At 60.2% G+C, this 12,790-nt stretch carries 9 protein-coding genes; 3 read left to right on the top strand and 6 right to left on the bottom strand.

All coding sequences use genetic code 11. From position 1 onward, the window contains the following. Window positions 1-19 precede the first annotated feature (19 nt). The 4 genes from ACILSL_RS09410 to cphA (ACILSL_RS09395) all read right to left on the bottom strand — a co-directional run bounded on the left by ACILSL_RS09410 (window position 20) and on the right by cphA (ACILSL_RS09395) (window position 5,214). Window positions 20-877 (bottom strand): class I SAM-dependent methyltransferase, encoded by an 858-nt coding sequence (locus ACILSL_RS09410; RefSeq protein WP_395731759.1) that lies wholly within the window; start codon window positions 875-877, stop codon window positions 20-22. A gap of 7 nt (window positions 878-884) precedes the next feature. Continuing rightward, a complete protein-coding gene (locus ACILSL_RS09405; protein WP_395731758.1) occupies window positions 885-1,886 on the bottom strand; it encodes an NAD(P)H-dependent glycerol-3-phosphate dehydrogenase in 1,002 nt (333 codons plus the stop codon). Further along, window positions 1,883-2,533, bottom strand: a complete 651-nt coding sequence (gene plsY / locus ACILSL_RS09400; RefSeq protein WP_395731757.1) for a glycerol-3-phosphate 1-O-acyltransferase PlsY — start codon at window positions 2,531-2,533, stop codon at window positions 1,883-1,885. Before plsY ends, ACILSL_RS09405 begins: the two co-directional genes overlap by 4 nt. 74 nt (window positions 2,534-2,607) lie before the next feature. Further along, window positions 2,608-5,214, bottom strand: coding sequence for a cyanophycin synthetase (gene cphA, locus ACILSL_RS09395; RefSeq protein ID WP_395731756.1), 2,607 nt, complete (start codon window positions 5,212-5,214; stop codon window positions 2,608-2,610). A gap of 174 nt (window positions 5,215-5,388) precedes the next feature. Between cphA (ACILSL_RS09395) and ACILSL_RS09390 the strand changes: the two genes are divergently transcribed. Genes ACILSL_RS09390 through ACILSL_RS09380 form a run of 3 tightly spaced genes read left to right on the top strand, consistent with a single transcriptional unit; the run spans window position 5,389 to window position 9,274 of the window. Beyond that, window positions 5,389-7,608: an ABC transporter ATP-binding protein gene (locus ACILSL_RS09390; protein WP_395731755.1), complete on the top strand. Its 2,220-nt coding sequence runs from the start codon at window positions 5,389-5,391 to the stop codon at window positions 7,606-7,608. After that, window positions 7,605-8,084 carry a DUF1854 domain-containing protein gene (locus ACILSL_RS09385; RefSeq protein ID WP_395731754.1) on the top strand — a complete coding sequence of 160 codons (480 nt, stop codon included), beginning with the start codon at window positions 7,605-7,607 and terminating at the stop codon, window positions 8,082-8,084. Before ACILSL_RS09390 ends, ACILSL_RS09385 begins: the two co-directional genes overlap by 4 nt. Window positions 8,085-8,086: 2 nt before the next feature. Beyond that, on the top strand, window positions 8,087-9,274 hold the full coding sequence (locus ACILSL_RS09380) for an acyltransferase family protein (RefSeq protein WP_395731753.1): 1,188 nt from the start codon (window positions 8,087-8,089) through the stop codon (window positions 9,272-9,274). Here ACILSL_RS09380 and ACILSL_RS09375 read toward each other — a convergent pair. Next, complete coding sequence (locus ACILSL_RS09375) at window positions 9,269-10,213, bottom strand: hypothetical protein (RefSeq protein ID WP_395731752.1); 945 nt, start codon at window positions 10,211-10,213, stop codon at window positions 9,269-9,271. The two genes, ACILSL_RS09380 and ACILSL_RS09375, sit on opposite strands and share 6 nt — an antisense overlap. A 342-nt stretch (window positions 10,214-10,555) precedes the next feature. After that, window positions 10,556-12,715, bottom strand: a complete 2,160-nt coding sequence (gene cphA, locus ACILSL_RS09370; RefSeq protein ID WP_395731751.1) for a cyanophycin synthetase — start codon at window positions 12,713-12,715, stop codon at window positions 10,556-10,558. Between the last annotated feature and the right edge of the window lie 75 nt (window positions 12,716-12,790).

Below are 12,790 nucleotides of genomic sequence, written 5' to 3'. Positions count from 1 at the left end.
GCGAAATGTCGAATGGCAATCACGCCAGCCACCAGGCAAAGCTGCCACTGGGGACGGGCAGGACGCCGGCTGCGCCGCGAAGCTGCATTTCGCCATGCTCCACTTTGCCACTCTTGCGGCCAAACTGCTGCTGGAGGAGGTGATGCAGAGAAATGGGCGTGAGTTCTGGCGTGTGGCAGGAAAGCAGCACGCCGAGCGGCTCAGGAGACATGAGTTTTCCGAGCAGCGAGAGCAGTGGAGGAAGGTCGTTTTCGATTTTGAAGACCTCACCCTTGGCACCGCGACCATAGCTCGGCGGATCAAGGATGAGCAGGTCGTACTGCCGGTCGCGCCGCAGTTCACGCTCCAGAAATTTGGTCACGTCATCCACGATCCAGCGGATCGGTTTTTCTTCGAGGCCATTGAGGGCGGCGTTCTTTCGCGCCCAGTCAACCATGCCTTTGGAGGCGTCCACATGGCACACCTCGGCACCAGCATGTGCGGCTGCCAGCGTGCTGCCGCCGGAGTAGGCGAAGAGATTGAGCACCCGTGCGGGGCGGTTGTGGCGCTTGGCATATTCCGTGCAGACTTCGCGGATGCGCCGCCATTGGTCACGCTGCTCGGGAAAGATGCCGAGGTGGCCGAAATCGGTGGAGCTAAGCTGGAACTTGGTGCCATCGACCTCAATCGCCCATGTCTCAGGGAGCTTGTCGCGGCCGCGCCATTGATTGCCGCCGTCGCGGAAGAAAGTGGCGGTCACTTTCTGCCAGTCGGCCTTGGGCAGGGTCTGCTGCCAGACCGCCTGGGCACAGGGACGTGAGAGCACGACGCTGCCAAAGCGCTCCAGCTTTTGAAATGAGCCGCTGTCTAGAAGTTCGTAACCGTTGGAATCAGCCATGGGAAGTTTAGTCGGCCTCAGGCCGTGGATCGCGTGAAAGCAGGGCCTTCATGCCCTCCTTGGGGGATTTGCCCTGATGAAGAACGGAGTTGATCTCGTCGAGCAACGGCATGCGGACACCACGCACCTGCGCGGCACGGTGCATGCTGGCGGTGTTTAGCACCCCTTCGGCGACCATGCGGGTGCTGGCGATGATTTCATCCAGCGGGCGCCCCTGCCCGAGCATGACGCCCACGCGGTGATTGCGGCTGTGAGTCGAGTAGCAGGTGCCGACGAGATCTCCCACGCCGCTGAGGCCGTAAAAAGTTTCCACTTTGCCACCTTCGGCCACGCCCAGGCGCACCATTTCAGCCAGCGCACGTGTGACGAGCGCGGCGAGGGTGTTGTCGCCAAGTTTCAAGCCATGGGCGATGCCCGAGGCGATGGCATAGGGGTTCTTCATCGCGCCGGCCCACTCGGCGCCGATGATGTCGTCAGTGGTGTAGGTGCGAAAGAACGGCAGCGTGAAGCAGGCCTGCACCGCCTTGGCGGTTTCATCATCTGCACATGCCACGACGGCCGCGGTGGCAAGCTGACGCGCCACTTCTTCAGCGTGATTCGGGCCGGTCAGCACCGCCAGAGGAACACCCGGGATGGACTCACCGATCAACTGGCTCATGCGACGGCCGGTTTCGAGCTCGATGCCTTTGGAACAAGAGACCAGCACGCGAGCCTTGGAAGCCGTACCACTTTGAGCGACGAGTTCCGCCGTGCCACGCATCGCCTTGGAAGGAATCACAAACACGAGCATGTCCGCAGGTTGCAAAGCCTCCAGATCAGCGGTGACGGTGACCTGAGACGGAATCTCCAGACCGGGCAGGTAAGGGACATTGCGGCGGGTGTCCCGAATCTGCGCCATCAGTTCGACATCGCGCCCCCAAAACTGGACGTTCAGCCCACGCCAGGACAACAATGCTGCAAGTGCGGTGCCCCAGCTGCCGGCACCGATGACTGTGGCGGACTGAATCATGGCTGCGGCTTCTTTTTGGTGAAGGCCTTGCTCTCTGTACCGGCAATCAAGCGCTGGATGTTTGAACGGTGACGGGCGATGGCGAGGATCATCACCACGATGCCAAATCCGAGCAGCACGAAGTCCCAATGGCCCTCACGCCACATCTGAATGGCCATCGCCGTAGGCACACCGACGGCAGCCGCTATTGACCCCAGAGAGACATAACGAAAGGCAAAGAGGAATGTGAGAAAGCCAATCCAGCCGCCGAGCATCCCCACAGGTGAGATGCCTGCCAGAACGCCACCGGTGGTAGCGATGCCTTTGCCGCCTTTGAAGCCAAGCCAGAAGGTGAACATGTGGCCGATCACGGCAGCGAAACCGGTCAGCACCTTGCCGATGGAGATCATTTCAGGAGCAGCTCCCGTTTGGGCGATCCAGCCTGCCGCCAGCCAGACGGGGAGCCAGCCTTTGAGCATGTCGAGGATGAAAACTGGAATGCCGATCCCCTTCCCCAGCACACGGATGGCATTGGTGGCGCCGATGTTGCCGCTGCCGTGCTGGCGGATGTCGATGCCTTTCAAGCGACCGGCGAGATAACCAAAGGGCACAGAGCCGCAAAGATAGCCGCAGGCGATGCTGAGGAGTGTGGCGGTGGTTGTGGTCATGGCTTGATCAGGCTCCTAGTAGCCGAATTCAGCCTGCTCTGGCAAGCATTTCATCAGGCCGAAACCGGCGGAGGTCATTTTGCACCGTACTTTTCTTTGAGATACTGCACGGTTTCATCCGCCGTATCCGCCTGAATCATTACCAAATCCCCCGCCTGTGCGGATTCGAGGGCCAGATCAACCGACTTGAGATGACCGAGAATGGACTCGACGCGGCGGGTGCGTGGGGCGTTTTCCAGGCCGGTGGCAAGGAGCTTCATGATCTCGCCCGATTCACGACCACGCACATAGTCACCTTCGTAAAGCCAGGCTTCATCGAACTCCGCGCTCAGCATGCGCCCCTGCTCAATGATGTCGCTGTCCCGGCGATCTCCGGCGGAGCTGTAAACGACGATGCGACGCGCATTGTCAAACTGCCGCAAACCATCGAGCAAGGCGCGCAGGGCATCCACATTGTGGCCGTAATCAACGATGACGGTGATGCCCTTCAGATCGAGCACATTGAAGCGACCGGCATTTTGCTCGAGGCTGGGAACGAAGCTGCGCGCCCCCTGACGAATGAGGTCGTCTGCAACGCCCAGCGCCCATGCAGCCGCGACAGCGGCGAGGGTGTTTTCTACCTGGAAGCCGATGCGCCCGCCGTGGGTGAGTGGAATTTCACTCAACGGCATGAACAAATCCTCGTTCGGACCGGTGGCGCGGACGATGTTCCCATCCCTCACATAAATGACGCGCTCTCCCTGGATGCGATGGCGGACGATGATGGCATTTTCCGCATCCAGAGCAAAGAAGATGGTCTGGCGAGGATAGGTTTCCGCCATTTTCACAACGAGCGGATCCGCGGCGTTCAGCACGGCTGTGCCGTCTGCAGGCACGGCGGCAACGATGCACTGCTTCACCTCGGCCAGCTGCTCCGGAGTATCGATGTCATTGATACCAAGGTGGTCACCAGCACCGATGTTGGTAACGACGGCGACATCACAGTGATCAAAAGCCAGACCTTCGCGCAAAATGCCGCCACGCGCGGTTTCCAGCACGGCGGCATCACAGAGCGGGTAGGACAGGATGCTGCGGGCGCTCTTGGGGCCGCTGCAGTCGCCGCTGTCGATCATGCGCGAACCGACGAAGACACCGTCCGTGCTCGTCATGCCCACGCGCCATTGGTTTTGGGCCAGCAGATGAGCAATGAAGCGAGTGGTGGTGGTTTTGCCATTCACCCCAGTCACGGCGACGATGGGAATACGCCCACGGCAACCGGGTGCAAACATTGTGTCGATCACTGCCTTCCCCACGGGACGCGGCTCGCCTTCCGAGGGATACAGGTGCATGCGCAGTCCTGGACGCGCATTGAGTTCGATGATGACGCCATTGCGCGCACTGAGAGGCTGCGTGATGTCGGGTGCGATCATGTCGAGACCGCAGATATCGAGGCCGACCATCTGTGCAGCTTCGACAGCAGCAGCGCAAATCGTGGGATGCACTTCGGCGGTGCAGTCCACGGCGGTGCCGCCGGTGCTGAGGTTGGCATTGCGGCGGATGAGGATCATCCGGTCTTTTTCGGGGATCGATTCCGGGGTGACACCCTGCTCGGCAAGCACGGCCAAGGCGACGGCATCAATGCGAATGCGGCTCAGGGCGGCGGCGTGGTCGGCAGCACGGCGTGGATCACGGTTCTTCTCAGCAACGAGTTCCTGGATGGTGTGCTCGCCGTCGCCGATGACATGCGCAGGGTAACGGCGGGAGACAGCGATGAGTTCACGTCCGATGACGAGCACGCGGTAGTCCTCCCCCTCGGCAAACTGCTCCACAATGACCGACCGGCTTTCCTCGCGGGCGGCAGCGTAGGCGGTGGCCACCTGCTCACGAGTGTATAAATTCAAAGCGACACCACGACCCTGGTTTCCGTCCAAAGGTTTCACGACCACGGGGAGGCCGATTTCGTTGGCAGCGGCCCAGGCGTCGTCCGCATTTTTCACAGGGCGGCCCTGAGGAACCGGCAGACCGATCTCATTGAGCATTCGCAGGGTGAAGTCCTTGTCCTGTACGATGTCTTCAGAAATCGCACTGGTCTGACTGGTGGCGGCGGCGAGAATTTTCTTCTGTTTTGAGCCCCAGCCAAGCTGGACCAGGCTGCCTTCGGTGAGCCGAAGCACCGGGATGCCACGCAGACGTGCGGCGTCCACCATGGCCCGGGTGCTGGGCCCGAGGCATACTTCCTGAGCGAGCTCGCTGAGTTCCGTGATGGCCGCATTGACGTCCATGGTCTGGCCAAAGAGCGCCGCGTCGATCAACCGCCGGGCGAGTTCGAAGGCTGTACGGGCGACGGATTCATCATCAAACTGGGTGATGATGCGATACGTCAGAGGCTGGGAGGTGGGCATCACCTTGCCAAAGCTCACCTGAAGATCGGAGCGGCTTTGCAGATGCAGCGTGATGGACTGCAGCAGGGCGGCCAAGGTCTCCGCCTGCGGTGTCATGCCTGTTTCGTTAAGTTGCGATTCCAGTGCCGGCAGCCAGGAGAGCAGCCATGAACGCCAGTTGGTGATGTAGTCGGTCAGTTCGGGAAACTCCACCTTGCATTCGAGAACCGTTTCACGCGCCCAGAGATTCGGGCCGCGCAGCGCAAGGATTTTGCGAACAATGGTGGAGCGGAGTTCGCTGGATGGAGCAGTGATGGGCAAGCAGGGAAAGGAAAGCGCGGAATTGTCCACATACCTGCGGGAGGTCAAGGGAAACATCGGCATGAAAATGAGATGGCATGGGCATTCCTGCGCCACATTGGGGAAAAAACCGCCCCAGATTGACAAGCTCCGGTAACATCGGACTTTCGGCGGGTTTTACGCCCCGCCCTCATTTTGCCGCGTCCACTTTTCCAAGACCTTCCCGACCTTCTGCTTCAACATGCCGAGTCCAAACTGGCAGCCGGTGAGCGCACGGTCGCGCGGTTGATGACGGATTTGGATGCGGGCCTGCATTTCCGGCATGGACTCATCGTGCTGACGAACACCCGTCTGCTGCATTTTGAAGATGAGGGTGCCAGCCAGCCGCGTTTCGTCGCCTGGAAGCTGGCAGATCTGCAGGAGTTCCAACTGGAGGAAATGGGCGCGACCATCGCGCTGCACCTCATGGGAAACGGCACGCTCCTCGGCCAGTGGCGGGTGACTTCCGGCTGCCTGCGCCAGGCGGAGGCCTTTTTGGCCCGGTTCCGTGAGCAATGCCGGCCACTGAGCAGCGAGGCCACGGGCGCCGAAAACGGCGGCACTGATAAAGAGGACGATGAAGAGGAGATCTTTGCCGCTGAAGTTTCCGAAGAGGACATCCCGCCCGGGAAGCCGCTGCTGCGCCTGCTGAGTTTTGCCCGCCCTTGGTACCGGCTGCTGTTTCTCGGGCTGGTGCTGACGATGGCAAGCACCGGGGCGCAAATGATCGCGCCGTGGCTCACCATGTCGCTGGTGGATGACGTGCTCATCCCGCTGCAAAGCCAGACCGAGCTGGTGCATGTGCGCAAGGTCTATGTGTTCATCACCGAACTGGCGCTTGCTGCGCTGCTGACCTGGGCGCTGAACTGGGGGAAGACCTTCGTGGTGGCGCGCATCGCCGAGCATGTGACCAGCCGCATGCGGCGGGAGACGTTTGAGCACCTGCAGAAGCTTTCCCTGACCTACTTCAACCGCAAGCGCACTGGCGACCTGATCTCACGCATTGGTTCGGACACGGAGCATCTCTCGCTGTTTATCTCGGTGAACTTCATCGACTTTTTCTGTGACGTGCTGCAATTCATTTTCACGGCGGTCATCTTGTTCAGCATCAATCCCCTCCTGGCCGTGGCCGCATTGGGGCCTGTGCCCATCGTCGCCTGGCTGGTGCAGCGCGTGCGCGAGCATCTGCGCGGCGGGTTTGCCGCCGCCAGCCGTGCGGGCAGCCAGCTCACCAGCGTGCTGGCGGACACGATCCCCGGCGTGCGCGTGGTCAAGGCGTTTGCCCAGGAGCAGCGTGAGATCGAGCGCTTCCGCATGGCGGACAAGCACATCTTTGACACCAATGACCGGGTGAACAAGACCTGGTCGTTTTTCACACCGATGATCAAGCTGCTCACAGACCTGGGCCTGCTGATCGTGTGGGCGGTCGGCGCATGGAGCGTGGCGCATGACAGCATCACGGTGGGGGTGCTGACCGGCTTTGTGCTTTACATCAGCAGCTTTTACGAGCGCATGGACTCGATGAGCCGCTTCACCGCCTCCATGCAGCGCGCAGCCGCCAGCGCGCACCGTATTTTTGATGTGCTGGATGTGAAGCCGGACGTGCCGGTGCAGCGCAATGCGATCAAGGTGGGCCGTCTGCGCGGAGAGATCGAGTTCCGGGATGTGAAATTCCGCCATGGATCACGAGAAATCATTCGTGGCATCAGCTTGAAAATAGCCCCGGGCGAGATGGTGGGATTCGTGGGGCCGAGCGGCGCCGGCAAAACGACCCTGGTCAACCTGGCATGCCGCTTCTTCGAGGTCAGCGAAGGCGCGGTGCTGGTGGACGGCTTCAACCTGAGTGATGTCGATGTGATGGACTACCGCAGCAACCTCGGACTGGTGCTGCAGGAGCCGTATCTCTTCTATGGCACGATCGCGGAAAACATCGCCTATGGGAAACCGAATGCGACGCGTGCAGAGATCGTCGCGGCAGCGCGTGCGGCACGTGCGCATGACTTCATCATGCGGCTGGCGGACGCCTACGATTCGCTGGTGGGAGAGCGCGGCCAGCAGCTCTCCGGTGGTGAGCGGCAGCGCATCAGCATCGCGCGTGCGCTGCTTGTCGACCCGGCCATTTTGATCCTGGATGAGGCCACGTCCTCTGTGGACACCGAAACTGAGCGCGAAATCCAGGCCGCGCTGGATCATCTGGTCAAAGGACGCACCACCATTGCCATCGCGCATCGCCTGGGCACCCTGCGCAAGGCCAGCCGTCTGGTGGTGATCGAGGAAGGCCGCATCAAGGAAATTGGATCGCATGAGCAACTGCTGGAGAGCAGCGGCACGTATGCGCGACTGCATCAGGCCATGCTGGAGGTGAACCGCGCATGAGCACGCCGCAGCCACAGAACATTGAATTTTCCAAGGACAGCCAGGGAAGGCTGGTGCTGGTGGACCAAGACGGTGTGCGGCATGAGAATGTACATCCCGCCAAACTTTTCCCACTGACCGAGAAGGACCACTGGATCTCCATCCAGTCCGAAGGAGCGCGTGAAATTCTGTGCATCGAAGACCCGCAGAGCCTGCCCGAGCCTTCACGCACTCTGCTGCTTGAGGCGCTGGCCAGGCGCGACTTCGTACCCATCATCCTGGTGATCCACCGCATTGTGCGTCTGGCGAATGGACATGAATGGCATGTCACCACGGACCGGGGCGACACCCGTTTTGAAGTGGAGACGGATGAAAGCATCCAGCCCCTGGGCCACGGGCGTCTGGTCGTTATGGACAGGGGCAACACGCGCTATCTTATCCCCAACGTCGCCAAACTGGACCGCATCAGCAAACGCAAGCTGGAGCACTACTACTGACCTTGAACTCCGCCCCCCTCCCGCCAGCCACGGCTCCGCGTATCGGTTCGCTCGATGTCTATCGAGGCATCGTGATGTTTCTGCTCGGTCTGCGGCTGCTGGAACTGGATGAAGTGGCCCTGCAGTTTCCCGACAGCGCAGTCTGGCAGTTTCTCGGCCATCATTCCTCCCACATTCCATGGGTGGGCTGTTCGCTGAATGACCTGATCCACCCGTCGTTTGCCTTTCTGACCGGGGCTTCGCTGGTGTTCTCAGTTTCCGCACGTTCGAGAAAAGGCCAGTCGCAGTGGCACATGACACTGCACGCGCTGTGGCGGTCCGTCGCGCTGATATTCCTCGGAATTTTCCTGCGCAGTGTGGACTGGGACATGACGAACTGGACCTTTGATGAGACTTTGACCCAGACCGGACTGGGCTACATGGCGGTGTATGCTCTGGCTTACTGTGGCACACGCACACGCTGGACCTGGTTTGGCATCATCCTGACCTTCTCATGGCTGCTGTATGCCTGCTACCCCATCATGCCACCGCATGCCAATCCCGTGGACTTCAACACTCCCGAAGGCTGGCAGCATGATTTCACCGGCTTTTTTGCTCACTGGAATCACAACCGCAATGTGGGCTGGAGCTTTGACCGCTGGCTGCTCAACGAGTTCCCACGGGAGAGCCCCTATCTCGGATATCTGGGCGGTTACACCACGCTGAATTTTATCCCCACGATCGCCACCATGATCCTTGGGCTGATGGCAGGCACTTGGATCAAGCGAAGAGACCAGCCGGCCAGGCAGATCATGATCGCGAGTGTGGCCTGCCTTGCGTTCAGTTTTGTCCTGCACTTTGGCGGCATCTGCCCCATCGTGAAGCGCTTGTGGACACCGGCCTGGGTATTTTTCAGCGGTGGCGGCAGCCTGCTGATTCTGGCGGCGCTGTATCAAATCATTGATGTCAGACAATGGCGACGCTGGTCCTTTCCCTTCCTGGTCGTCGGCGTGAACTCGCTGGCCTTCTATGTGATGCGCCACACACTGGACATCTGGTTTCCCGAAACTCTGCAGAAACACTTCGGCACCCGCGTCTTTGATGTCTTTGGCCAGGAACTCAGGCCGGTAACCCTTGGATTCTGTACCTTCGTGGCTTTCTGGCTGGTGGCATTATGGATGTACCGCCGCAAGATCTACATCAGGCTATAAGGCCTGCAGAGAGCGGATCAGATCGCTGTGTGGCGCGAGCACAAATTTCGGTGTCTCCCGCGTGGCGTCCATGCAGCCCCCCTCAGCATAAATGCCACGACCGTCGCGGAAGCGATGCATGCGCTCAAAAATGCGGGCGGTGTTCTCGGGAGATGCCAGGGTCTCGGCCACGAGTTGGTCCACCTTGTGTTCGTCCATTTGCAACTCACCCTGCGCATCTCGAAAGGTGGCATGACTCCAGTGATGAATCTCGATGCACTTGGAGAGCAGATTGAAAGGCTGGTCGCGCTTCCAGAAATTGACAAACATTCCGCCGCCCAGATAGAAGACCCATGAGCCCTCAAAGCCGCGGACATCCGATGAATGGGAATCTGGATTGCGAAACCAGACGCGGTCTCCGGGCACATAGTAATGCATCGGAAGAGGCTCCTCCAGTGCGCCCAGTTCATTGAGGAAAACATCCTGAAACTGCTCGAATGAAATCGCCTTTTTCTCCCACTGTGCCTGCAGCTGGCTCAGCAGTTCGGGGTGACTGGTCCGGGCTTCCTCGGCAATCGCGAGCAGGATCACGTACTCGGTGGCACGATTGCAGGAGAAAGCATACACCTGTTCGCCCACCTTCGGCTGACAGGCTTTTTTCAGCGAGTCGATCAAAGGACTGCCGGGAATGAGCACAAAGCCTGTTTCTTCCGAATGACGCCAGCAGTCCACCGGACGCTCGATGGCGGACGTGTGGAAGTTCAGGCAGGTCCGGGAGGCGTTGATGACGATGTTCCGCCGAATTCTGACCGCAGCCATCAATTCCTCAGCGCTTGGAAACTCCAGCAACACTGGGCAATTCAGCAGCGTCAGCCAGATCTCGCGCAGCAGGTCATCCTCCCGGTGGCTGACATCCAGCTTGAGCGTGTCCGCAAGTCCGAGGGTGTCAAAGCCGGGCATCCATGCAGAGGCTTGAGGCTCGGCAAGGTGAAGCAGCAGGCAGGCTGCGCCAGAAGTGCTTTGCTCATGGCAAACCACCCAGGATTCAATCCCAAGACGACTCCATTCCGCAGATAAAAGCGACCTGCCGGTGGCGCTTCCTGAGGAGGACGCACAACGAATGCTAACACCCGATTTCATCCTCAGCCAAACACGGGGTTGTAAGCTGAGAAAAAGGAGGGCCAGGAATGACCACTTGGCTGAGTATGAATGAAGGGCATGAATTGAAGGCGTGTTCAGGCAGCACCTCTGCTGCATGTAGAACACGTGACTTCGCCCCACGTTCCTTCCTTATTTACGAATTTATTCGTAAGCACCCAGCCCTTTAATGATCGCCTGATCCGCCAGTCCATAGGCCCATGCGGCCCCCACGGCAGCGAGAACGTTGTGAACGTTGAAGCCAAAATGACCGGTGTGGGGCAGAGTCACCTCACTCAGAGCACAAAGACGGCGTTCACAGTCTCCTTCGGCCAGATAAATCACATCGTCCCGCACGAAGGCTGCGCGCCCGCCTTTGGCACGATGGGCAATGACCCCAGGATTATCCGCCACGTGCGAGAAGAACAGAACACTGCACTGGCAGTGCTCCGACTCCGCCATGCCAGCCACGAGAGCATCATCGGCATTGAGCACCGCAGTCCCCTCTGGCAGCACGACATCCACCACGCAGCGCTTCACCTTCGTCATCTGCTCCATGGTTTCGACGTAGGCGAGCCCAAGGTGCTCGGTGCCCACGTTGAGCACCACGCCGATCTGGCAGCGGTCATAACCGAGCCCCTCAAGAAGAATCGATTCAGCACTGCTCTCGCAGATGGCGATCTCCGTCCACGGATGAAGCAAGACCCCGCGCGTACCGCTGATGCGGTCACCCGTCTTTGTGGCAGTGAAGCGCTCGCCAAACTGGAGTCCGTCGCTGTGGCTCACCCCGAGGTATTTGCCCGTGGCTTTCATCAGATGCGCCAGCAGCTTGGTGGTGGTGGTCTTGCCATGGGTGCCGGTGATGCCGATCACAGGGATGCGGCCGTTTTTCCCGGCGGGAAACATCATGTTGATGATCGCCTCTCCCACAGGCCGCACTTCCCCCGTGGCCGGACGAAGATGCATGATGAGCCCGGGACTGGCATTCAGCTCCACGACAGCGCCGCCCTGGTCTTCGAGGGGTTTGCTGATGTCTGTGCACACCACATCCACACCGCAGATATCCAGCCCCGCCACCTGAGCGGCGATGGTGACGTGTTCACGGTTGCGCGGATGCACCAGACCGGTGACCTCGGTGGACCAGTTGGCAAAACGTGAGATCAGCACCCGCTCGCCGTCATTGGGAACCGAGTCCGGCTGGTAGTCCTGCTTCTCCAATTCCGATAGGATGGCTGGATCCCACTCCTCTGTGTCAATCTTGGACCATGGGCAAAAGTCACTCACGCCGCGCAGCGGATTGGTGTTGAGCTGGGTGTCCACCAGCACGCCAATAGTGTCAGTGCCGTTGCCTGTGATGATCGCGTGGTCACCGCGGCTGGCGGCAATCAGTTCACCGCCGACGACCAGCAGACGATGGTCATTGCCCGGTATGAACCGCTCCACCATCACCCCTTCACCTTCAGTCGCGGCGGTTTGAAAGGCGCTTTCCACCTGCTCACGCGTGGTGAGGTTGATGAACACACCACGCCCGTGGTTCGCATCCTGGGGTTTCACCACCACGGGAGTACCGATGTCCTCCGCCGCCTCCCAGGCATCATCAGGATTGGCAACGACCCGCCCTTCGGGCACAGGCACGCCGGCCTTGCTCAGCAGGGTGCGCGTCAGGTCCTTGTCCTGCACGATGTGCTCCGCAATCGCCCCGGTGCGGTCGGTTTCCGCCGTCCAGATGCGGCGCTGGTTCGCCCCCTGCCCGAGCTGGACCAGACTGCGGCCCTCGCGCAGCCGGCGCCGTGGAATACCCCGTGCTTCAGCAGCATTGATGATGGCGGTGGTGCTCGGCCCCAGGGCGTTGCGGTCCACCACACGCTTCATGCGCGCCACCGCATCGGCGATGTCGTATTCTTTGCCGGCATATCCGGCCAGGAGGATCTCACGCGCCTCACGCATGCAGGCTTCCACCACCGTCTCATCCATATATTCGATGACTACTTTGTACAGGCCCTCCACGCAGGTTTCACGAGCCTTGCCAAATCCGACGGTGTGACCTGCCAGTGTCTGGAGTTCCAGGGTCACATGCTCCAAAATGTGCCCCGGCCAGGTGCCTGTGTCGAGCCGCTGAAAAAAGCCGCCGCGTTCGCCAATGCTGCACCGGTGCTCGATCATGCCGGGGAACCACGTTTTGATCTGCTCGGCAAAACCGGGCACGAGGTCTGACGACGTGTCTTTGAGGCCACCCAGATCCACCCAGGCTTCCAGCACAGGATCGTTGATCCAGATGTTGGGTCCGCGGAGAAAGTGGATTTCACGAATGTCGAGATCGGTCATGGCGCGCCGATGTTACAAGCGAGTCTGCCGGTGGCAAGAACTCGCCGCTGGCAGATGATGCTTTGGTTTGTGCCG

Origin of the sequence: Prosthecobacter sp. (assembly GCF_044222345.1) — a bacterium.
In the GTDB taxonomy this organism is placed as follows: domain Bacteria; phylum Verrucomicrobiota; class Verrucomicrobiia; order Verrucomicrobiales; family Verrucomicrobiaceae; genus Prosthecobacter.
This window is presented reverse-complemented; position numbering and strand designations above follow the sequence as displayed.

What these genes read in the sequence shown, in the direction of transcription:
- ACILSL_RS09385 (WP_395731754.1), top strand. Translation starts at nt 7,605, where the DNA reads ATGAGCACGCCGCAGCCACAGAACATTGAATTTTCCAAGGACAGCCAG.
- ACILSL_RS09375 (WP_395731752.1), bottom strand. Translation starts at nt 10,213, where the DNA reads ATGCCCGGCTTTGACACCCTCGGACTTGCGGACACGCTCAAGCTGGAT.
- plsY (WP_395731757.1), bottom strand. Translation starts at nt 2,533, where the DNA reads ATGACCACAACCACCGCCACACTCCTCAGCATCGCCTGCGGCTATCTT.
- cphA (WP_395731751.1), bottom strand. Translation starts at nt 12,715, where the DNA reads ATGACCGATCTCGACATTCGTGAAATCCACTTTCTCCGCGGACCCAAC.
- ACILSL_RS09410 (WP_395731759.1), bottom strand. Translation starts at nt 877, where the DNA reads ATGGCTGATTCCAACGGTTACGAACTTCTAGACAGCGGCTCATTTCAA.
- ACILSL_RS09405 (WP_395731758.1), bottom strand. Translation starts at nt 1,886, where the DNA reads ATGATTCAGTCCGCCACAGTCATCGGTGCCGGCAGCTGGGGCACCGCA.